Source organism: Bradyrhizobium sp. HKCCYLRH2060 (assembly GCF_051168135.1).
In the GTDB taxonomy this organism is placed as follows: domain Bacteria; phylum Pseudomonadota; class Alphaproteobacteria; order Rhizobiales; family Xanthobacteraceae; genus Bradyrhizobium.
The window spans coordinates 620,437-641,583 of the sequence record NZ_JBNPUK010000002.1 but is presented as its reverse complement, the minus strand read 5'-3'; the positions used below and the strand labels follow the sequence as shown (position 1 = coordinate 641,583).

21 protein-coding genes are annotated in these 21,147 nt (G+C 65.6%); 11 read left to right on the top strand and 10 right to left on the bottom strand.

Features of this window, described 5'->3' with window-relative positions; translation table 11 throughout:
* Positions 1-105 precede the first annotated feature (105 nt).
* Both ACQR10_RS06805 and ACQR10_RS06800 read left to right on the top strand, forming a co-directional pair.
* The gene (locus ACQR10_RS06805) at positions 106-486 is read left to right on the top strand and encodes a hypothetical protein (protein WP_315800275.1); all 381 of its coding nucleotides are present in this window, start codon (positions 106-108) and stop codon (positions 484-486) included.
* 343 nt (positions 487-829) lie between these two features.
* Complete coding sequence (locus ACQR10_RS06800; protein ID WP_315800274.1) at positions 830-1,252, top strand: globin family protein; 423 nt, start codon at positions 830-832, stop codon at positions 1,250-1,252.
* A gap of 7 nt (positions 1,253-1,259) precedes the next feature.
* On the opposite strand, the gene ppx is transcribed toward ACQR10_RS06800, so the two are convergent.
* From ppx to ACQR10_RS06780, 4 genes are all read right to left on the bottom strand, one after another.
* The gene (gene ppx / locus ACQR10_RS06795) at positions 1,260-2,759 is read right to left on the bottom strand and encodes an exopolyphosphatase (RefSeq protein ID WP_315800273.1); all 1,500 of its coding nucleotides are present in this window, start codon (positions 2,757-2,759) and stop codon (positions 1,260-1,262) included.
* Positions 2,760-2,801: 42 nt separating this feature from the next.
* Positions 2,802-4,997, bottom strand: a complete 2,196-nt coding sequence (locus ACQR10_RS06790; RefSeq protein ID WP_315800272.1) for an RNA degradosome polyphosphate kinase — start codon at positions 4,995-4,997, stop codon at positions 2,802-2,804.
* Positions 4,998-5,122: 125 nt separating this feature from the next.
* Positions 5,123-5,800 carry a DnaA ATPase domain-containing protein gene (locus ACQR10_RS06785; RefSeq protein ID WP_315800271.1) on the bottom strand — a complete coding sequence of 226 codons (678 nt, stop codon included), beginning with the start codon at positions 5,798-5,800 and terminating at the stop codon, positions 5,123-5,125.
* A gap of 58 nt (positions 5,801-5,858) precedes the next feature.
* The gene (locus ACQR10_RS06780; protein WP_315800270.1) at positions 5,859-6,413 is read right to left on the bottom strand and encodes a CDP-alcohol phosphatidyltransferase family protein; all 555 of its coding nucleotides are present in this window, start codon (positions 6,411-6,413) and stop codon (positions 5,859-5,861) included.
* Positions 6,414-6,570: 157 nt separating this feature from the next.
* Between ACQR10_RS06780 and purM the strand changes: the two genes are divergently transcribed.
* Together purM and purN are read left to right on the top strand one after the other, a co-directional pair.
* Complete coding sequence (gene purM, locus ACQR10_RS06775) at positions 6,571-7,644, top strand: phosphoribosylformylglycinamidine cyclo-ligase (RefSeq protein WP_315800269.1); 1,074 nt, start codon at positions 6,571-6,573, stop codon at positions 7,642-7,644.
* A 13-nt stretch (positions 7,645-7,657) separates the two neighbouring features.
* Entirely contained in the window at positions 7,658-8,311 is a 654-nt protein-coding gene (purN, locus tag ACQR10_RS06770) for a phosphoribosylglycinamide formyltransferase (RefSeq protein ID WP_315800268.1), read from the top strand.
* 144 nt (positions 8,312-8,455) lie between these two features.
* Here purN and ACQR10_RS06765 read toward each other — a convergent pair whose 3' ends face one another.
* Positions 8,456-8,665 (bottom strand): cold-shock protein, encoded by a 210-nt coding sequence (locus ACQR10_RS06765; protein WP_284423192.1) that lies wholly within the window; start codon positions 8,663-8,665, stop codon positions 8,456-8,458.
* Between the two features lie 402 nt (positions 8,666-9,067).
* Between ACQR10_RS06765 and ACQR10_RS06760 the strand changes: the two genes are divergently transcribed.
* Positions 9,068-10,195, top strand: coding sequence for an autotransporter outer membrane beta-barrel domain-containing protein (locus ACQR10_RS06760; RefSeq protein WP_409997865.1), 1,128 nt, complete (start codon positions 9,068-9,070; stop codon positions 10,193-10,195).
* A 4-nt stretch (positions 10,196-10,199) separates the two neighbouring features.
* On the opposite strand, the gene ACQR10_RS06755 is transcribed toward ACQR10_RS06760, so the two are convergent.
* Positions 10,200-11,243 (bottom strand): LysR family transcriptional regulator, encoded by a 1,044-nt coding sequence (locus ACQR10_RS06755; protein ID WP_315800266.1) that lies wholly within the window; start codon positions 11,241-11,243, stop codon positions 10,200-10,202.
* A gap of 55 nt (positions 11,244-11,298) precedes the next feature.
* On the opposite strand from ACQR10_RS06755, the gene ACQR10_RS06750 reads away from it, so the two are divergent.
* The 3 genes from ACQR10_RS06750 to ACQR10_RS06740 are packed head-to-tail and all read left to right on the top strand — an operon-like array spanning position 11,299 to position 13,128.
* Positions 11,299-11,940, top strand: coding sequence for a hypothetical protein (locus ACQR10_RS06750; protein WP_315800265.1), 642 nt, complete (start codon positions 11,299-11,301; stop codon positions 11,938-11,940).
* On the top strand, positions 11,927-12,550 hold the full coding sequence (locus ACQR10_RS06745; RefSeq protein WP_315800264.1) for a GNAT family N-acetyltransferase: 624 nt from the start codon (positions 11,927-11,929) through the stop codon (positions 12,548-12,550). The genes ACQR10_RS06750 and ACQR10_RS06745 overlap by 14 nt, the downstream gene beginning before the upstream one ends.
* Positions 12,547-13,128, top strand: coding sequence for an isochorismatase family protein (locus ACQR10_RS06740; protein WP_315800263.1), 582 nt, complete (start codon positions 12,547-12,549; stop codon positions 13,126-13,128). The genes ACQR10_RS06745 and ACQR10_RS06740 overlap by 4 nt, the downstream gene beginning before the upstream one ends.
* Positions 13,129-13,149: 21 nt before the next feature.
* Here ACQR10_RS06740 and ACQR10_RS06735 read toward each other — a convergent pair whose 3' ends face one another.
* Complete coding sequence (locus ACQR10_RS06735) at positions 13,150-13,326, bottom strand: hypothetical protein (RefSeq protein WP_315800262.1); 177 nt, start codon at positions 13,324-13,326, stop codon at positions 13,150-13,152.
* A 28-nt stretch (positions 13,327-13,354) separates the two neighbouring features.
* Here ACQR10_RS06735 and ACQR10_RS06730 point away from each other — a divergent pair, with 28 nt between their 5' ends.
* Complete coding sequence (locus tag ACQR10_RS06730) at positions 13,355-13,522, top strand: hypothetical protein (RefSeq protein WP_315800261.1); 168 nt, start codon at positions 13,355-13,357, stop codon at positions 13,520-13,522.
* A gap of 91 nt (positions 13,523-13,613) precedes the next feature.
* On the opposite strand, the gene rnd is transcribed toward ACQR10_RS06730, so the two are convergent.
* On the bottom strand, positions 13,614-14,762 hold the full coding sequence (gene rnd, locus ACQR10_RS06725) for a ribonuclease D (RefSeq protein ID WP_315800260.1): 1,149 nt from the start codon (positions 14,760-14,762) through the stop codon (positions 13,614-13,616).
* A 398-nt stretch (positions 14,763-15,160) separates the two neighbouring features.
* Positions 15,161-16,636 carry a protein adenylyltransferase SelO gene (locus ACQR10_RS06720; RefSeq protein ID WP_316215654.1) on the bottom strand — a complete coding sequence of 492 codons (1,476 nt, stop codon included), beginning with the start codon at positions 16,634-16,636 and terminating at the stop codon, positions 15,161-15,163.
* A 264-nt stretch (positions 16,637-16,900) separates the two neighbouring features.
* Between ACQR10_RS06720 and aspS the strand changes: the two genes are divergently transcribed.
* Complete coding sequence (aspS, locus tag ACQR10_RS06715) at positions 16,901-18,688, top strand: aspartate--tRNA ligase (protein ID WP_315800258.1); 1,788 nt, start codon at positions 16,901-16,903, stop codon at positions 18,686-18,688.
* 200 nt (positions 18,689-18,888) lie between these two features.
* On the opposite strand, the gene ACQR10_RS06710 is transcribed toward aspS, so the two are convergent.
* Positions 18,889-19,257 carry a hypothetical protein gene (locus ACQR10_RS06710; protein WP_410051392.1) on the bottom strand — a complete coding sequence of 123 codons (369 nt, stop codon included), beginning with the start codon at positions 19,255-19,257 and terminating at the stop codon, positions 18,889-18,891.
* A gap of 275 nt (positions 19,258-19,532) precedes the next feature.
* Between ACQR10_RS06710 and ACQR10_RS06705 the strand changes: the two genes are divergently transcribed.
* Complete coding sequence (locus ACQR10_RS06705) at positions 19,533-21,089, top strand: ABC transporter substrate-binding protein (RefSeq protein WP_316215655.1); 1,557 nt, start codon at positions 19,533-19,535, stop codon at positions 21,087-21,089.
* Positions 21,090-21,147: the final 58 nt, after the last annotated feature.

The following is a 21,147-nucleotide window of genomic DNA, read 5'->3' as shown; positions in this document are numbered from 1 at the left end:
ATGAATACAGCAACGCCACCGCGGCATTTCCGCTGCCGCGCTGGACGCGATGGCATTTTTCGCTATAGTCATACGGAAATAACGGTGAATTGATGTGGAGCCATCATGGAGCTGCGGGCCAAGGCGCTGACGGTCTGTGAGGTCGTCGACGACGGTGAGACGATCTCGCTCGGGTTCGAGGACGCGGCCGGCAATGCGGCGGCGCTCAGCCTCTCGGTCAGCCAGGCCGGCGCGTTGGTCATGACGCTGCCCGGCCTCCTCGAGCTGGCGCTGCGTACGCGTTATGGCGACCAGGCACTGCGCTACGCCTATCCGCTGGCGTCCTGGACCATCGAGCAGTCGACGGATTCGACGAAGCGCATCATCACGCTCGCAACGCCCGACGGCTTCAGCGTCCGGTTCGCGATTCCCGACGATCAGCAGAACGTGCTCGGCGAGGCGCTGCTGATGCGATACCCGTCGGCACCGGCGATCCGGCCGAACTGATCGCGCGGGGACCGATCCGAACGTTGGTCAGGCCAGGGATTTCCTGCCTGTTTCGAGGGCGGCGGCCGCCGCGTCGGCGTCCTCCGATGCCCTGCGAGAAGCACGATGGCCGTCATATGTGTTGCCGTTACCGTCTCCGATCACTGGGTCGGTCAGCAACCGTCGCGGCCGGATCACAAGCCGCTCCACAATGCTGCGGCACGGTGCCGCGCCTTTGACAAGTACCTCAGGGCGCGATCGTCTGTTTCTTATAATCTTGAACCCGTTCGCGCCGCCGCGACACCACCACGTCGAGCTCCACTGGTCGGGCCCTGATTGGAATTGTTTCGAATTGGACTTGCGCATGTTGACTGCTGATGAGATCGTGCACGTCAGGTCGTCGTTCGACTTGGTATTTGCCAATGCTACACAGATGACGACGACGTTCTATGACCGCATCTTCGAGCTCGCGCCGGAATGTCGGACGATGTTTCCCGCCGACATGGACGTGCTGAAACGGGACTTCATCGCGACCCTGGCGGTCCTCGTCGGCAGCCTCGATCAGACGACTGGTCTGTTGTCCAGCACCGACATCCTCGGCCGCAATCATGCGCGCTATGGGGTCAGGCCGGAGCACTATCCGGTGGTCGGCGAAGCGCTGCTGTGGACCCTCGCCAAGGGACTTGGTCCGCAATGGAATGATGAGGTCGAGCAGGCCTGGCGCAAGGTCTACGGCATCATCGCCCAGCGCATGATCGCCATCTCGGCCCGCGCGCGGCGGCCCTGATCATGATCTAGCTGCGCACGATCGAGCCGGAGCGGCCGACGAGACGCGCGAGCTGCTTGAAGCGTCCGCCGACGCGGTCGGCGACGAGGTCGACCATCTGGTGCTCGAACACCAGCATCAGCTTGCGGTCCTGGGTGCGGAAATGCGTCGCGGGCAGCACGCCGGGCCGCGCCGCCGAGATCAGATGCGCAACGCGAAACGCGGTGCCGAGCAGGCGCGCACGATCGATCTGAGCCGGGCTCAGCTGCTCGGTGAGGGCAGGCGGCTTCGCCTCGTTGCCCAATCCCTCGTAGCGGAAGAACACTGACAGCGCGGCGAAGATGCGGCCCTCATGGCTGATCGAGCCGAAATTGCCGTTGAGAATGATGCCGTAGGTCTGCTCGCCGCGATGGTCCGGATGCATGCGCCAGCCGATGTCGGACAACAGGCAGGCCGCATGCCGCAGCCGTCGCTCGTCCTCGGTCTCGCGGATGTGCATCACGCGGAACAGGCGGTCGGTCCAGTCGATCAGCTCGCGGGCATGCTGGGCCGAGCGCGACAACAGCTCGTTGAGGCCCTGCGCCGCGCAGAGCAGCCCGTCCTTGGCGCGCTCGGCGTCGGGAAGTTTGGAGTAGAGCAGGCCCTCGCGCACGCCGAAGGTCGAGAACACGACGGTCGTCGGCCTGGCGACGCGGATGATGTGCTCGAGCACCAGCGCGGCATAGGCGAGCAGCGGGCGCCGCGCCTCGGCGATCGCTTCGATGTCGGCCAGCATGTCGGCGGCGACGAGACGGCGCAGCCGGCGCACGAAGGCCAGCGCGTCGGCCGCCGGGATCGCATAGCCGTGCATCACCCCGAGCGGATAGCCGCTCTGGATGATGTGGATGCGCGCCAGCGCGCGCCAGGTGCCGCCGACCGCGTAGAAGGTGCGGCCCTCGCCGGCCAGCAGCTGCGGCAGGTCGGTCAGCGCCTCGCTCGCGATACGCTGCGCCTTCTTCAGCGATTTCTCGGCAAGATCCTGCAGCGCAAGGCTGCCGAGCGGCAGGGTGACGCCGCTGCGGACCTGGTGCCCGCGCACGTCGATCAGCTCGAGTGAGCCGCCGCCGAGATCACCGACGATGCCGTCGGGCTTGTGAATGCCGGAGATGACGCCGAGCGCCGAATAGCGCGCCTCTTCGGCGCCGGTGAGGATCTGGATCGGGGCGCCGCAGATCTTCTCGGCCTTGGCGATGAAATCGGGGCCGTTCGAAGCATCCCGGCAGGCGGCGGTCGCGATGGCATGAACCTGCCCCACCCGCTGCACCTTGCACAGCGCACGGAAGCGCTTCAGCGCGGTCAGCGCCTTGTCGACGGCATCAGATGCGAGAAGGCCGGTGGTCTGGACCTCGCGACCGAGCCCACACAGCGCCTTCTCGTTGAACACGGTGACGAGACTGCGTTCCATCGCCTGGTAGACGACGAGACGGACCGAATTCGAGCCGATGTCGATGACACCGACGCTCGTGGCCCTCGTGCGGGGCGGCTTCACCACGGCATATCCCGGCGCAGAAGGCCCCGATGCAGACAGCCCCTATGAAGGAGAGCGTTCATTCCGGCGCGTGAGCCGGCGCGGCGATGATTCCTTGAGCGACTTTCCACGGCCGGACAGACTCGGATTCGTCATGAAGTAATTGTGCAGGTTGAACGGCTCCTCGCCCTTCGCGGCCTTCATACGCGTTGACGACCCATCCGGCAACAATTGCCAGCTCTGCTCGGTATCCTTCAGGTTCGCGACCATGATCTGTTCCAGGACCTGCTGATGCACGGTAGGGTTCTGAAGCGGGCACAGCACCTCGACGCGGCGGTCGAGATTGCGCGGCATCATGTCGGCCGAGGAGATGTAGACGGCGGCCTTGGCGCTCGGCAGGCCCTGACCCATACCAAAGCAGTAGATGCGGCCATGCTCGAGGAAGCGGCCGATCACCGATTTGACGCGAATGTTCTCCGACAGTCCGGGGAGGCCGGGACGCAGGCAGCAGATGCCGCGCACGATCAGCTCGATCGACACGCCGGCCTGCGAGGCCTCGTACAGCGCGTCGATGATGTCGGGATCGACCAGCGAGTTCATCTTCATCCAGATCACGGCCGGCTTGCCCTGGCGGGCGAAGCTGGTCTCGCCGTGGATGTGCTCGATGATGCGCTTGCGAAGCGTGAGCGGCGACACCGCCATCTTCTCGATGTCGATCGGCTCGGCATAGCCGGTGATGTAGTTGAACACCCGCGTGACGTCGCGGCCGATCACCGGGTCCGACGTGAAGTAGGACAGGTCGGTGTAGATGCGCGCCGTCACCGGATGATAGTTGCCGGTGCCGGTGTGGACATAGGTGGTGAGGCTGCCGCCCTCGCGGCGCACGACCATCGACAGCTTGGCATGCGTCTTCAGCTCCAGGAAGCCGTACACCACCTGTACGCCCGCGCGCTCCAGGTCGCGGGCCCAGCGGATGTTGGCCTCCTCGTCGAAACGCGCCTTGAGCTCGACCAGGGCCGTCACCGACTTGCCGGCCTCGGCGGCCTCCACCAGCGTGCGCACGATCGGCGAATTGTTGGAGGTCCGGTACAGCGTCTGCTTGATCGCAACGACGTCGGGATCGCGCGCCGCCTGCTGCAGGAACTGCACGACGACGTCGAACGACTCGTAAGGGTGATGGACGATCAGGTCCTTCTGCCGGATGGCGGCGAAGATGTCGCCGCCATGGTCGCGGACACGCTCGGGATGGCGCGGCACGTAGGGCGCGAATTCGAGGTCGGGCCGGTCGACCCGCGTCAGTTGCGACAGCTCGTTCATCGCCAGCACGCCGTCGACGACGAACACCTCGTCATCCGTCGTGGACAGCGCATTTTGCACGAAGCGGCGCAGCTCCTCCGGCATGTTGGCCTCGATCTCGAGCCGGATCACCGAGCCGCGGCGGCGCCGCTTCAGCGCTGTCTCGAACAGCCGCACCAGGTCTTCGGCTTCTTCCTCGATCTCGATCTCGCTGTCGCGGATGATCCGGAAGGCGCCCTGGCCCTTCACGGTGTAGCCCGGAAACAGCCGGCCGATGAACAGTCCGGTCGCCTGCTCCAGGGTGATCAGGCGGATCACGCCATCCTTGGAGCCGGGGAAGCGGATGAAGCGGTCGATCTTGCCGGGCATGCGAATGAGGGCGTTCATCGGACGCCCGTCCGCGGAGCGGATCAGCTGCAGCGCCACCGTGAAGCCGAGGCTCGGGATGAACGGGAACGGATGCGCCGGATCGATCGCGAGTGGCGTCAGCAGCGGGAAGATGTTGGCGAGGAAATGGTCCTCGATCCAGGCGCGCTCGCTCCTGGTGACGTCCTGACCGTCGACCAGCACGATGCCGAGCTCGCCGAGAAACTTGCGCAGGTCGCGCCAGATCGCCTGCTGGTCGATGGCGAGCTGCGACACCGTCTCGTTGATCAGCTTCAGCTGCTCGGTCGGCGTCAGACCGTCGGGGCTGCGCTCGGCGATGCCCTCGCGGACCTGGGCGCGGATGCCGGCGACGCGCACCATGAAGAATTCATCAAGGTTGTTGGCGGAAATCGACAGGAAGCGCACCCGCTCCAGGGCGGGATGGCGCGGATTGACCGATTCCTCCAGAACGCGGCGGTTGAAGTGAAGCCAGGACAGCTCCCGATTGATGAATCGCTCGGGGCTCGAGGCAATCTCGATGGACGGCGCCGAGACCGGTGCTTTCTCTGAAATTTCAGTAACTTGCTCGGTATCCATAGGGAATTCGATCCATATCCGTCCAGTCGCGAATGGTCGACCGTAGCCCAATCTGGGTGACCAGGGGATGACGTTGCCGGCACCATTGAGGTTCCGTCATCAACCGCCGTCAAGATGGCCGCCGGTCACGCCGGGCGGAGCAGCTCCGCCGCCAGCGCCCGGGTGACGGGGCGTCCGAGCCGCAGCGACTCGTTGTCCAGCAGCGCGATGGTCTGGCGTGCCGCCGCATAGGACCGCTCGATGTGGCTGGCGAGATAGCTGACCACGGTTTCGTCGATCGCCATTTGCCGGTCGGCGGCCAGCTTGACGATCAGGGCCCGGAACAGCTGGTCGTCGGGCGGCAGCAGCGTGACCACTGGGACGGCACGCAGCCGCGACCTCAGATCGGCCAGGGCGATCGGCAGGGCCGCCGGGGCCTCGCGTGCCGTGATCAGCACGAAGGCCTCGTCCTGGCGGGCCAGGTTCAGCAGGTGAAACAGCGCCCGCTCGTCGAGACCGGTTGCGGTCAGATCCTCCAGCACCAGCGCGCCGGTGGCGAGCGCCCCGGGGACCACGCCTGCCTCAAGGGCATGCGCGGACAGCGATCGGGCGCCTGCCTGCTCGGCCCAGATCGCGGCGAGGTGGCTCTTGCCGGAGCCGTCGGGGCCGACCAGGAACATGGTCCGCGCCGGCCATTCCGGCCAGGCGTCGACCAGAGCGAGCCCGGCCGCGTTGCCTGGACCTTCGAAGAAATTGTCCCGCGTCAGGCTCTCCGCATGCGGCAGCGCGAAGGCCAGCTGACGAGGGGGGATATGGCCGGCCAAGATCGAATTGCTCCGTATCGTGTGGTGCGTGAGGTCAGGACGGGCCCTCCGCGGAGGATCACCGGACCTCGATGGTGCTCATGTGGCGCACCCAGTCGACGAGATACAGCCCGACCGACACGAGGGTAAAGACGGTGACCAGCACCATCAGCACCACATCGTAGGGCCTGGGCTCGAAGCCGAAGCTGAGCGAGGCCAGCACAAGCGCCGCGAATCCCACCTGGGCGACCGTGTTCAGCTTGGAGACCATCAATGGCTTCATCGCGACCGGCCTGTCGAACAGCCAGGACACGATCACCGCCGAGACGATCATGATGTCGCGCGAGACCACCAGGATGACGATCCAGCGCGGGATCGCGCCCCAGATGCCAAGCGTGACGAAGATCGAGACCAGCAGCGCCTTGTCGGCGAGAGGATCGAGCAGCGCTCCCAGCTCGGACCGCAGGTTGAAGCGCTTGGCCAGGAAGCCGTCCACGGCGTCGCTCACCCCCGCGACCACGAAGACCAGAAACGCGATCTCCATCTGGCCGGCCGCAATGGCCCAGACGACGATCGGAACCAGCAGGATTCGACCCAGCGTGATCAGATTGGGGATACTGTGGGGAATGGTCACGCAGCGGGTCCCGACGACGACTCGATCAAAAGACAACCCGATTCCGAAACAGGGCGAACCGGTACGGTTCCTAGATAGTGTGGGGACGAGCCCCTTGCGAGCCATTGCGCGCGGCCGGATTCCGACGTAACCAGCGGCCAGATTAGGGGTTTTTACCATGACCGAGCGCAAGAACGGGCTCACTTATGCAGATTCGGGCGTCGATATCGATGCCGGAAACCGTCTGGTCGATCTGATCAAGCCCATGGTGCGCGCAACCGCCCGCGCCGGCGCGGATGCCGAGATCGGCGGCTTTGGCGGCCTGTTCGACCTCAAGGCCGCTGGATTCAAGGATCCGGTGCTGGTCGCGGCGACCGACGGCGTCGGCACCAAGGTGAAGATCGCGATCGAGACCGGGCTGCATGGCGGCATCGGCATCGACCTGGTCGCCATGTCGGTCAACGATCTCGTCGTGCAGGGCGCCGAGCCGCTGTTCTTCCTTGACTACTTTGCGTGCGGCAAGCTCGACCCGGAGGCGACGGCGTCGATCGTGGCCGGTATCGCCGAAGGCTGCCGGGAATCCGGCTGCGCGCTGATCGGCGGTGAGACCGCGGAAATGCCGGGCCTCTACAAGGACGGCGACTACGATCTTGCCGGTTTCGCGGTCGGCGCGGCGGAGCGTGGCACGCTGCTGCCGTCTCCCGACATCGCGGCCGGTGACGTGGTGCTGGGGCTCGCATCCTCCGGCGTCCACTCCAACGGCTATTCGCTGGTGCGCAAGATCGTCGCCCAGTCCGGCCTCGGCTTCGATGCGCCGGCGCCGTTCGCGCCGGTCCTGACTCTCGGCGCGGCGCTGCTGACGCCGACCCGCCTCTATGTGAAATCATGCCTTCGCGCCATCCGCGAGACCGGTGCGGTGAAGGGGCTCGCACACATCACGGGCGGCGGCTTCACCGACAACATTCCACGCGTGCTGCCGAAGCATCTCGGCGTTTCGATCGACCTGACGGGCCTGCCGGTGCTGCCGGTCTTCAAATGGCTGGCGGAGCAGGGCGGCATTGCCGAGCGCGAGCTCTTGCGCACCTTCAATTGCGGGATCGGCATGATCGCGATCGTCAAGGCCGAGGCCGTCGATGCCGTCATCGAGGTGTTCACCGCGAATGGCGAGCACGTCGCGCGGCTCGGCGAGGTCGTTGCTGCGACAGGCGACGAGCGGGTGATCTACACCGGCGCCCTCGATCTGGCTCTGTGAGACGAGTGTGCCGATGAAGCGCCGCGTCGCCATCCTGATCTCGGGCCGTGGGTCGAACATGGCCGCGCTGATCCACGCGGCGGCGCAGCCGGAATTTCCGGCCGAGATCGCCGTCGTGATCTCCAACCGGGCCGATGCGGCCGGGCTGCAGAAAGCGCAGGAGAGCGGCGTCGCGATCGAAATCATCGAGAGCAAGCCGTTCGGCAAGGACCGCGCAGGGTTCGAAGCCAGACTGCAGCAGGCGCTCGATGCACGCGGCATCGAGATCATCTGCCTGGCCGGTTTCATGCGCCTGTTCACGGCGGAGTTCGTGCAGCGCTGGTATGGCAGGATGCTGAACATTCACCCGTCGCTGCTGCCATCATTCCCCGGCCTCGATCCGCATGGCCAGGCGCTGCGCGCCGGCGTCAAGCTGTCAGGCGCCACCGTGCATTTCGTCATCCCGGAGACGGATGCAGGTCCGATCGTGATGCAGGGCGCGGTCGTGGTCAGGGACGACGACACGCCGGACACGCTGTCGACGCGCATTCTCGGCGTCGAGCATCGGATCTATCCGGAAGCGCTGAAGCTGTTGGCCAAGGGCTTGGTGCGACTCGAAGGCGATCTCTGCCGGACGTCGTCCGTGGAGCAAGGCGATCATACGCTGATCTGGCCGGTCGTCCGCTAGCTGTCGCGGACAAAAAAATCCCCGGCGGGGCCGGGGGCACATCAAGGCTGACGAAGTCTGATCATCGGCGGCGAGCGAACCTGACGCGGAGCTCGTGAGTTGGTTTACGAACCCGCGCTGTGGCGCCCTCCGCCGGGACGATGCTCACGAGAGCTTCAGGTTCTCTGCCGACGTCTTGCCGCGGCTCTCCACCAGATCATATTCGATCGTCTGGTTCTCGTTGAGCGTGGTCAGTCCAGCACGCTCCACGGCCGAGATGTGGACGAACACGTCCTTGTCTCCGCCAGTCGGTTTGATGAAGCCATATCCCTTGGTCGGGTTGAACCACTTCACGCTGCCCTTGTAGGTCGGCATCGCTGTCTCCTCGTCTAGACGAAAAAAAGACGCGGCCACGCTCACGCGTGCCACGCCACAAACGGGCTTCCCGGGATCTGCTCAATTTCCAAAGTCGCGAAACGCACAGTCGAACGGCCAATCCGATTGTACGGGAGATTGCAACACGATTTTCCGCCGATATCAAGGTTGGCGGACTGATGAGAACGCGTCGCGACGTCGCGTCGCCGGCTGTTGCTGCAATTGCGAGGCTTGTGGTGCTGGAACCACAAATCCCTGCAGGGAAGCCGCGGCACGGGCAATCCTCATTGACCGCGATCGGGAACTGCGGGCAAATCATCGCGGCAATATTGAAGCGAATTTGAGCGGCGGTGAAACGGGGCATCGATGCGCGGGGCATCTCAAGCCAGGCCGGATCGGCGAATGCGTAGTGGTGCGTCGGGCGCGATGCTGCTCATCGTCGCGCTCGGCACGGCCGCCGCGTCTTCGCCGTGCGTCGCGCAGGCCAGCCTGCCGAGCATCGCCGCCAGCCCGACGCCGACACCAACGCCGACACCAACGCCGAGCCCACTGCCCAGCCCTGCGCCAGGCGCGATCAGTTCCGAACGTTCGGCCGGCCGAGCCGTGCTCGATCTCGGCTCGAGCTTCCTCGAACGGCTCGGGACTCAGGCCACGCAGGGCGTCACCCGGCTGCAGCGGAGCAATCCCGGGGGCGGCGGCGCGCCGGAGGCTTCGGAACAGCCTCGGTTCCGGACTTGGGGCGAGATGTATGGCGTCACCGTCCGTAGCGATGCGCAACGCGACTTCGTCGGCGACAAGAGGACGACTGGGGGCGGCGTCGCCGGTATCGGCATGCGCCTCGTGCCGGGCGTGAATGTCGGACTATCCGTCGACCAGAGCCGGACCTGGGTCGATGTGCCGCTGGCGCTGCAAGCGGCGACGCTCGATCTCACGCAGTTTGGCTTCAACGCCTCGGTCGACCAGGGACCCTGGACCTGGGCGATCGCGGTCGTCCATGGCGTCGGCGGGATCAGTGCGCGGCGCGACACCAGCCTCGGTGCGGCGACGTCGGTCTACGGCGCCCACATCACGGGCGTGCTGAGCGAGCTCGACTACTACTGGAGCATCGGGGAGAGCCGGATCGTTCCGAAGCTCGCCTTCGAATACACGCGCGCCACGACGGCGGCATTCCAGGAAGCGGGCGGGCTCGACCCGCTGTCGGTCAGCGGCACCTCGCTGGAGCGCGCCCGCGTTCTCGTCGGCGCCGAGTTCGGCCGCTACTTCATCGTCGACGGCAAGATCCTCGACGTCTCGGCCTATGGCAAGCTGGTCGACAATTTCAGTCAGAATCTCGGCGCGCTGACCGTCAGCCTCGGTCCGCAAAGCATCACGCTGCAGGGCCTTGGCGAGGGCCGCTACGGCGCCGACGCCGGCGCGGCACTGTCGCTATCCCTGAACCGAACGGCACGCCTCTATCTCAACTACGATGCAAAGCTTCGCTCGGTGCTGCAATCGCATCAGGGCACGCTCGGCGTCGAGCTCAAATGGTAGCCCGTCATACGGGTTTCGGCGCGACGTAGCCGTTGAAGCCGACGACATCCCGGGCGGGCGCCATCAGAGGCACGAGATTCAGCGGATGGATGAACTCGTCCCGGAAGCAGGCATGGACCTTCGGATCGAAGATGCGCTTCAACCAGTCGATGACGACCTTGTGCCGGTCGGAGTTGCGAAACTCCTTGTGATAGGTCAGCCACAGATCCATGTGGTAGTTGATGCCGAGATCGACAGGAACGAGCGGCGCCCCGAGCGCGACTGCCGATGTCGGCAGAAAGCCGATGCCGGCGCCGCGCTCGACCGCGTAGAGCACGGCAACGCTCGAATTGGTTGAGATGCCGACGATGCCTTCGAGGGAGTCCAGGCCGAGGATGCGCGCATAGCCGGTCTCGTCGAGCTGCACGCCGTGCTGCTTGATGATGCGGTGGTTCTTGAGATCCGCCAGCGAAGTCGGCAGTCCATGCGCGTCGCGATAGGCCTCCGACACGAAGCCGTAGATGTGCAGACGGCCGAGCTTTGCAACGATCACGTCGGGGTTGGTCGGCCGTTCGAACTGGATCGAGATGTCGGCCTCCAGCCGCGACACGTCGGCCTGCTGCATCGCGCAGCTCAGATCGACGGTGATCCTGCGATAGGTCTTCTGGAAATCGATCAGTCGCGGCAGGATCCAGAAATTGCCAGGGCCTTCGGTCACGGCGACGCGCACCGACCCCTGCGTGTCGGTCGACAGCGAGGCACGCCGGAAGATGTTGAAGCTCAGCCGCTCCATCTGCTCGACGTCGAACAGCAACGATCGTCCCTCGTCGCTGAGCGACAGGCCGGATTGATCACGGATGAAGAGCTTGCATCCGAGCTCGTCCTCGAGCCGGTCGATCTTGCGCATCAGGGTTGTGCCGGTCAGTCCGAGCACATCCGCCGCGTTGCGGAAGCTGCGGTGACGCGTACAGAGCAGAAATGCTCTCAAATCCTCCCACGAAGGGTTAAGCGTTTCGTCCGACTTCCTGCGCTGCGTAGATGCAGCACCCCGATGCAAATGTTGCCGCATACACTCCAGCCCCGACAAGTATGATGACGTCATCAAAGCCAAGCTGGAAACATAGATGCAGAACCCCTACCGCGGAAGCACAGAATTCACGCCGCGACATCAGCTCGACGCGCTGCCGCGGACGGATCGGGTCGCGGCGCGGGCGGTCACGCTCGATCGGCTCGGTGAGCTCGCGGCGCTCGCACGCCGGGAAATACCGGGCGTTCGTGCCTCAGAACACGAGCTTGCGGAGTTCTTGCGGCACGATCCGGACTCGATCTTCGCGCTCTACCGCGGCAGGAACCTGCTCGGCGGCATCGCCTTCCTCTATCTCAACTGCTCAGGCCTCGATGCTTTGCTCCTGGATGAGTTCAATTTGAATGATCCGCCGCGCAGATTTCTGGCGCGGCCGGACGAAGACGTAGCCGCCATCTATGTCTGGGCGCTCGTCGCGCAAGGGCGGGGAGCGATCGGTCTCGGCAACGTCGCGCAGGCGCTGCAAGGCGCGAGATTTCGCGCCGCCGATTACTACGCGCAACCATCGAGTCCGGAAGGGCGCGCCTTTCTCGGCGCGCTCGGCTTCACGCCGGTGCCGAGCTTTCAGCCCGATCTCTGGTGGTATCAGCGGCCGTGGAACCGGATGCCCGAGATGATCGCGCCTTCGATCCAGTCGATGAAGGGTTTCGAACAAGGGAGCATTGCGGATGCACAGCATTAGTTCGGCCAGGACAGCAAAGACGAATCCCCGCGCGATCACCGTGCGCATTGCGCGCGATCCGAATGACCTCATGCTCGTCACCGCGATCCGCTCGGCGGTCTACCTGACCGAGCAGGATTGTCCCATGGAGGAGGAGTTCGACGGCAACGATCTGGTTGCAGCCCACTTCCTCGGTTTCGTCGGCAAGGAGCCGGCTGGATGTGTGCGTGTGCGCTTCTTCGGCGACTTCGCCAAGGTCGAGCGGCTCGCGGTGCGCCATCAGTACCGGCGCTCGCGGCTGTCGTTCAAGCTGGTTCGCGAGGCGCTCGACTATTGCAGGCGCAAGGGCTTCAAGAAGGCCTATGGCCACGCGCAGGATCGTCTCGTCGATTTCTGGGCGCATTTCGGCGCCAAGCCGCTCGGCCATAATCGCAAGCTCACATTCTCCGATTTCTCCTACACGGAGATGGTGCTGGACCTCGAGCCGTGCGACGATGCGATCACGCTCGACAGCGATCCCTACATGATCATTCGTCCGGAAGGCGACTGGGATCGGCCGGGCGTGCTCGATCTCTCGGCTGGCCGGCCGGCATCCTCGCCCTTGCACGACTTCGCCGCAGCGAGACCATGATGCCGGGCCGAGATCTGTTCGGTGCCACCGAGGCGGATCCGCCTGTTCTCGTCTGCGCCGATCTGCAGTGCGAATATCTCGCCGAGGGACGCAGGCATCTGATCGCCGATGGCGACGTCGTCATGGCGCGCTGCCGGCAGTTGATCGCGCTCTGGCGTGACAACCTGTGGCCGGTCGTCCATCTCAAGCGGATCGCACAGGCAGCCTGGTTCAACCCGGCTTCCAACCTGACGAACTGGCTTCCGGACTTCAAGCCGACCCCGGGGGAGCTCGCGTTCGAGCATCCGCTGCCGTCCGCCTACAGTTCGGCCCGGTTCGCCGAGTACATGGCGAACATGCGCAGCATGCGCTGCGTGCTGCTCGGCTTCTCGCTGGACGAGACGATCCTCTCGACGGTGGTGGACGGCTTTCACCGCAGTCACCGCTATCAGGTGATCGGAGACGCCGTCGCCTGCCGGCAGGCCTGCGCCGGCGACGCCGCCTTGTACAAGTTGGTTGTAACCAAGGTGATCGGCAATTTTGCCGGTGTCCTCGACGGCGCCGAGCTTATCGGCGCTGGCGGCCGGCTCGCGGTGTGACCGCGGCGGCTATTGGCGGTATCATCCTGAGGCGAGTCGTTCGGCCAGATCGATAATCATACGACGATCGGCCGGATCACTGATCTTGTTGAACGCGACGACGAGGCGAAGGGCCTCGACGACGTGCAGGTCGACCGGATTCTCGCTGAGCAGCCGCAGCAGCTTCTGTTCCGGCGGTTCGCAATTGTCTTTGCTCACGCGGCAGCTCCAGGACCGAGACCACGACATGACCCGAGAGGAAGAGCTCAAAGAGCTGGCGAGCAGCCTCCGGGCAGCCATCGCGAAGGCGCGCCAGCTCAATCTGCCGACCAGCGTCTACATTCTCTCGATGGCTCTGGTTGAGGTGTCCCAGACAATCGAGGCGGAGTTGAGGGGGCAGACCAGCGCCGAATGATTGGCGAGATCATGGACACCCGTGCCGCCTGCTGCAATCAACTCGGCAGACTCGGGGAAGACGCGGCCGGCCATAGCCGCTGCGACGCCCATCAGGCCCGGTCGACCCGGACGACGCGGCCCTTCTCGATGGCGAGCGCGAGCTTGCCGTGCTTCAGCGCCAGCGCGGCCTCGCCGAACAGTTCGCGGCGCCATCCCTGCAGCGCAGCGACGTCGGCATTGTCATCGCCGGCGATCTGCTCGAGATCATCGACGGTGGCGATGACCTTGCTCGCCACGGCGTGCCGTTCCGAGGTCATGCGCAGGAGGACCTTGAGCAGCTCGACGATCGCAGCGCCATTGGAGTTGTTGCGCGGCTTTTCCAGCTTGGGCAGGGCGGCGAGATCGCGCGCCAGTCCGCGCTGCACGGCGGCAACGATGTCGGAGCCCCATTTGGAGCGCTCGAAGCCCTTGGGCAGCGAGCGCAGATTGCCGAGCTTCTCGATCGTTGTCGGGGCATGGGTGGCGATGTCGCCGACGGCGTCGTCCTTCATCACGCGGCTGCGCGGCACGTCGCGGCTCTGCGCCTCCTGCTCGCGCCAGGCCGCGACCTCGATCAACACGGCCAATTCCTTCGGCTTGCGGACGCGGGTCTTCAGCCGCTCCCAGGCGCGCTCGGGGTGGAAGTCGTAGGTCTTCGGCGAGGTCAGGACCTCCATCTCCTCGCTGACCCAGTCGCTGCGTCCGCGCTTCTTCAGGTCGGCATCGAGCGCGGCGAACACGTCGCGGAGATGGGTGACGTCGGCCTCGGCGTAATGCGCCTGCTCCTTGGTCAGCGGCCGGCGCGACCAGTCGGTGAAGCGGTGGGTCTTGTCGGGGCGGTGGCCGGTGATGCGCTCGACCAGTTGGTCGTAGGCGATGCTGTCACCGTATCCCAGCACCATCGCAGCGACCTGGGTGTCGAAGATCGGGTGCGGCACGATGCCGGCGCGGTGCCAGATGATCTCGATGTCCTGGCGGGCGGCATGAAAGACCTTCAGGACCTTCTCGTTCGCCATCAGCTCGAAGAAGGCTTTGAGATCGATGCCCTCGGCCAGCGCATCGATCACCACGGCCTCGTCCGGGCTCGCCATCTGCACGACGCAGAGCAGGGGATAGTAGGTGGTTTCCCGGAGGAACTCGGTATCGACGGTGACGACCGGGTGGCGGGCGAGGCGGGCGCAGGCGGCTGCGAGGTCCGCGGTGGTGGTGATCAAGTCCATGAACGATCCATGACGAGGCTCTTACGCCGTCGTCCGAAAACGCTGACAAGTCAAGGGTGTCGGCAAAGGGTAAGGGACGAAATTCGTCTCCGCTTGTCGGCCCAATCCGCCCCGAACGCAAGCGCCAGTGTCTCGGCCGATCGCTCTATGGTTGATGATGGGCGGGCAGGGGGCCGGTCAGTGATGCCGGACGCGGCCCGCGGGCCGGCGCGCCGAGGGCACAGCGAGCACGATCAGGCACAAGGCGATCATCGCCAGACCCATGAATTCGAACACCAGCGCGTCCACGTCTCAGACCTCCCCGACTTGTTGGTTCAACTTGTCGGGGCTGCGTTGATCGTTTCTTAAGGACCCGGGCGCTGTCAGGGCGATGGTGGACGCGAGGTTAAGACTGCGTGTCAGGTGCCGCAGAACGTCTGCAACACCTGCTCCTCCGGCTGCGGCGGATCGGCATAATCAGCCCGGTCCGGCTGGTCGTCATAGGGCCGGGCCAGCACCGCATGCAGCTCCTCGAACGGCGCGTAGTCGTCGTTCTCGACCGCCGCCGTGATCACCGCCTCGATGCGGTGGTTGCGCGGGATGAAGGCCGGATTGACCTTGCGCATGGCCGCGCGCCGCTCGGCCGGGCTCTGCGGTTCCTCGGTCAGGCGCTGCTGCCAGCGCGCCGCCCATTCGTCGAACCCGGCGGGATCCTCGAACAGCGAACGGACCTCGCCGAGATCGCCGTTGCCGGCGGCGTCGCTGAGACGGCGGAACGTCAGCGTGAAGTCGGCCTTGGCCGCGGCCATCGCGTCGAACAGCGCCTGCGCCAGCGGCTGGTCGCCCTCGGCTCGCGTGAACAGGCCGAGCTTGCGCCGCAGTCCCGCCTGGTGGGCGTCGGTGAACTCCGCGGCGAAGCCGTCGAGTGCAGCCTCGGCTTCCTTGATCGCCTCGTCCTTGTCGTCCCCGAACAGCGGCAGCAGGCATTCGGCCAGCCGGGTCAGGTTCCACAGCGCGATGCGCGGCTGGTTGGCGAAGGCGTAGCGGCCGAACTCGTCGATCGAGGAAAACACCTGCTTGGGGTCGTAGGCGTCCATGAAGGCGCAGGGGCCGTAATCGATGGTCTCGCCGGACACCGAGGTGTTGTCGGTGTTCATGACGCCATGGATGAAGCCGACCAGCAGCCAGTCGGCGATCAGCTTGGCCTGGCGCGCGATCACGGCGTCGAGCAGGGCGTGGTAGGGCCGCTCGGTGCCGGCGAGATCAGGATAGTGCCGGCTGATGACGTGGTCGGCGAGCCGGCGCACGGCGTCCACGTCCTGGCGGGCGGCGAAGTACTGGAACGTGCCGACCCGGATGTGGCTGGTGGCGACGCGGGTCAGCACCGCGCCGGGCAGGGCCGTGCCGCGATAGACCTGCTCGCCGGTGACGACCGCCGCCAGCGACCGGGTGGTCGGGATTCCCAGCGCCGCCATCGCCTCGCTGACGATGTATTCGCGCAAGACCGGCCCCAGCGCCGCGCGGCCATCGCCGCGGCGCGAAAATGGCGTCGGGCCGGAGCCCTTGAGCTGGATGTCGCGGCGGACGCCGCTGCGGTCGACGACCTCGCCGAGCAGGACCGCCCGGCCGTCGCCGAGCTGCGGCACGAAATGCCCGAACTGGTGGCCGGCATAGGCCATCGCGATCGGCTCGGCACCCTCGGGCACGGTTTTGCCCGCCAGGATCTCGGCGCCCTCCGGCGTCTCCAGCTCCGTCGGGTTGAGGCCGAGCTCCTCGGCCAGCGGCCGGTTCAGCTTGATCAGGCGGGGCGCCGCGACGGGGGTCGGCGCCACCCGGGCAAAGAAATTGTCCGGCAGCGCGGCGTAGGAATTCTGGAAGGGGAAATGCACGGTCATGGCTCCAAGATAGGCCCGCTGAGGCCGCTTTTCGAGCCCAAACGGCTGCCAGATGAGCGTTTCAGCGCCAGCTCAATTCGGCGGCAGCGCGGCCGGTTGCTCCGGTGCGCCGGGGAGGCGGCCTTTTCCGCAACGAGGCGGAAAAGGGGCCGCGCATGCGGTTGCCGCGCCGGGGCGGCTCGGCTAAACCCTGCGCGCATTCGGCAACGCGCCCTTGCGGCTGCGCCGATTCCCTTTTCCTCACGACGACCATTCAGGACGACCATGCATCGCTACCGGACCCACACCTGCGGCGCGCTCCGCGAGAGCAACATCGGAGAGACGGTCCGGCTGTCCGGCTGGTGCCATCGCATCCGCGACCATGGCGGCGTGCTGTTCGTCGATCTGCGCGACCATTACGGCATCACCCAATGCGTCGTCGATCCGGACTCGCCGGCGTTCAGCCTCGCCGAGAAGCTGCGCTCGGAGTGGGTCGTGCGCATGGAGGGCAAGGTGCGCCGCCGCCCGGCCGGCGCCGACAACAAGAGCACCGACAATGACGATCTGCCGACCGGCAAGATCGAGCTCTACGTCTCCGACATCGAGGTGCTCGGCCCCGCGGACGAGCTGCCGCTGCCGGTGTTCGGCGAGCAGGACTATCCCGAGGACATCCGGCTGAAATACCGTTTCCTCGATCTGCGCCGCGAGAAGCTGCACCAGAACATCATGACGCGCGGCGCGATCATCGATTCGATGCGCCGGCGCATGAAGGAGCAGGGCTTCTTCGAATTCCAGACCCCGATCCTGACCGCGTCCTCGCCCGAGGGCGCGCGCGACTTCCTGGTGCCGTCGCGCATCCATCCCGGCAAGTTCTACGCGCTGCCGCAGGCGCCGCAGCAGTACAAGCAGCTGCTGATGATGTCGGGCTTCGACCGCTACTTCCAGATCGCGCCGTGCTTCCGCGACGAGGACCCGCGCGCCGACCGCCTGCCCGGCGAGTTCTATCAGCTCGACGTCGAGATGAGCTTCGTCGAGCAGGAGGACGTGTTCGCGGCGATGGAGCCGGTGATCACCGGCGTGTTCGAGGATTTCGCCAAGGGGAAGCCGGTCACCAAGGGCTGGCCGCGCATCCCGTTCGCGGAAGCGATCCGCAAATACGGCTCCGACAAGCCCGACCTGCGCAACCCGATCGAGATGGCCGACGTCTCCGAGCACTTCCGCGGCTCAGGCTTCAAGGTGTTCGCGCGCATGCTCGAGGACCCCAAGAACCAGGTGTGGGCGATTCCCGCACCGGGTGGCGGCAGCCGCGCGTTCTGCGACCGGATGAACTCGTGGGCGCAGGGCGAAGGCCAGCCAGGCCTCGGCTACATCATGTGGCGCGAGGGCGGCGAGGGCGCGGGTCCCCTGGCGAACAACATTGGCCCGGAGCGCACCGCTGCGATCCGCAGCCAGATCGGCACCAAGGAGGGCGACGCCGCCTTCTTCGTCGCCGGCGATCCCGACAAGTTCTGGAAGTTCGCAGGCCTCGCCCGCAACAAGGTCTCCGACGAGCTGAACCTCGCCGACAAGGATCAGTTCAAGCTGGCCTGGATCGTCGACTTCCCGATGTACGAGTACAACGAGGACGACAAGAAGGTCGACTTCTCGCACAATCCGTTCTCGATGCCGCAGGGCGGCCTGGAGGCGCTGCAGACCCAGGATCCGCTGACGATCAAGGCGTTCCAGTACGACATCACCTGCAACGGCTACGAGATCGCCTCCGGCGGCATCCGCAACCACAAGCCGGCGGCGATGGTGAAGGCGTTCGAGATCGCAGGTTACGGCGAGCAGGAGGTGGTCGACCGCTTCGGCGGCATGTACCGCGCCTTCCAGTACGGCGCCCCGCCGCATGGCGGCATGGCCGCCGGCGTCGACCGCATCGTGATGCTGCTGTGTGGCACTACGAACCTGCGCGAGATCTCGCTGTTCCCGATGAACCAGCAGGCCATGGACCTGCTGATGGGTGCCCCGTCCGAGGCTTCGACGAAGCAGCTCCGCGAGCTGCACATCAGGACCAACCTGCCGAACAAATAGGTCGGCAGGGCTCGATGTAGGGTGGGCAAAGCGGCCGCCGTCAGGCGGCAGCGTGCCCACCCTACATCGGCGCATTCCGCCGCGAGATGGCGGGCACGGCGCTCCAGCAGATTGCCGTGAGGAGAGAGCAGGGCAGCGCCTTTGCCCACCCCACGGCAGTGTTCTCCCTTATGCCACCGAACGGCCCGGCAGCATCCGCGTCAGCACGCCGTCGCGGCGGACGGCGTGATGAAACAGCGCGGCGGCGACGTGCAGGGCCACCACGACCCACGCGATCCATTGCCGACAAAATGGTGGATCGCGTCGACCGGCGGCTCGAACGCCTCCCAGGCGATCCCCGAGCGCGTCTCGATCCAGACGAACAGCGCAATCCGTCTCGGCTCGTCGTTATCGGCCCCGAGCTGCGGCATGTCGCCGCCGGTTAGGACGTCACGCCGGTGCAAGATGACCCAGCCTTGAAGGCGTCGCTCCGTATTTGATGTTCTCGCGTTAATGCTGGTTAACACTGCGAACAACTTCGTCCGGGCCTTCGATTGCGTCGAGGCGGCTCCGGATGCGCTCTCGCGCATCGCGCCGAGCTCTTCGAACGGTCACAGGATCCGGCCGTCGTGCCCCGCGGCAAAGTGTTGATTCTGAGAACTAATCGATGGTGGCGGCTGTTAGTTCGGCGCGTTGCGAGACCCAACGCAAAACGCGATCGAGCAGTGCGGCTCGCTATGAGTTCCAGGCGACAGCGATCGGCCGAATGGCGGTTGCGGTGTTATGCAACCTGTCCTTAATAGAAGCCTGTCTGACTCATGTAGTGAACATAGCCAACCAATCACAAGAAGACGGATAGTTCAAAATGACCGTTCGCTGGTGTGCGCTCCTTCTCGGAACCTGCTTCTTCGTCCCTGCCGCCTCTGCTGTCCCCATTTCCCCCGATGTCGTTCGTGATCTCGCCGCCCGCGTCGGTCCTGTCGTCGGTCAGGCCGCGACGTGCCGCGAGATCGCCCAGGGACGCGTCCAGACCATCATCGATCAATTCAGCGAAGTGATCCGCCAGGGCTCTTCGAACGGCGGCGAGCGCGATGGGCTCATCCGCACCTTCAACAGCTACATCGCCGAGGGCCGCGGGCGGGTCGCGTCCTCGCAGGTGAACTGTCAGACCGCAGAGCGCCAATTGGCAGAGCTGGAGCGGTCGCTCAGCCAGCAGCAGTCGGCGGCTCCCTCGCTGTCCTTCGCGCTGGCTCCCTCGACCGCGGCCGCTTCGACGCAGCCCACGGCCAACCTGCCGCCTCCGCTTCCGCACGGCGTCAGCGATACTGAGATCCGGTTCGGCACCGTCATCCCGTTCTCTGGAGTCCGCAAGGAGTCCGCGCGCCAGATGAAGCTCGGCATCGAGACCGCGTTCGCGCGCGCCAACGATGCCGGCGGCATCAACGGCCGCAAGCTGCGGCTGATCGCTGCCGACGATGGCTATGATCCGACGCGGACGCTCGGCGCCATGACGCAATTGTACGAGAAGGACCAAGTGTTCGGCTATATCGGCAACATGGGCACTGCGAACAACGCGGTGGCGATTCCCTACGCGCTGGAGCGCCGCGCGCTGTTCTTCGCGCCCTATAGCGGCTCCGCCGTCGTCCGCCGCGATCCGCCCGACCGCTACGTCTTCAACTATCGTGCGAGCTACGCCGAAGAGACCGCGGCGATCGTGCGCTACCTGATGAAGGTCAAGCGCATCCCGGCGAAGCAGATCGCCGTGTTCGCGCAGAACGACGCCTATGGCGACGACGGTGCCAACGGTGTCGCCAAGGCGTTCCGCGCGAACGGCATCAACGATCCGATCATCCGCTACGGCTTTCCGCGCGGCACGCTGGACGTCGACGAGGCCGTCGGCAAGCTGAAGGCGCAGACCAAGCCGCCGATCAAGGCCGTGATCATGATCGCGACCGACCGCGCGGCGGCGAAATTCATCGAGAAGACCCACGAGGCGGTTCCAGGGCTGATCTACGCCAACATCTCGGCGGTCGGATCGTCGTCGCTCGCGGCCGAGCTGAAGCTGCTCGGCTCGAAATACACCAACGGCGTCATCGTCACGCAGGGCGTTCCCTCGGTCGCAGGCTATTCGAGCCTGGTGCTCGACTACAAGACCGCGCTGGAGAAGTACTTCCCGGGCGAAGCGCCGGACTACACCTCGCTCGAGGGCTTCATCTCGGCGAGCATCCTGATCCAGGCGCTGAAGCAGACCACGCCGCTCGAGACCGAGCGGCTGGTCGATACGCTGGAGTCGATGCAGAGCATCGACCTCGGGCTCGGCAGCAAGCTCTCCTTCGGACGCGCCGAGCATCAGGCCTCTCACAAGATCTGGGGCACCGCGCTCGACGAGACCGGCACCTATCAGGCGATCGAGCTGGAATGAGGCGCCGAAGCGCGGCCGGGCACCCTCGCGCAATTTGGGGTGTCCCGCCGCGCGCCGG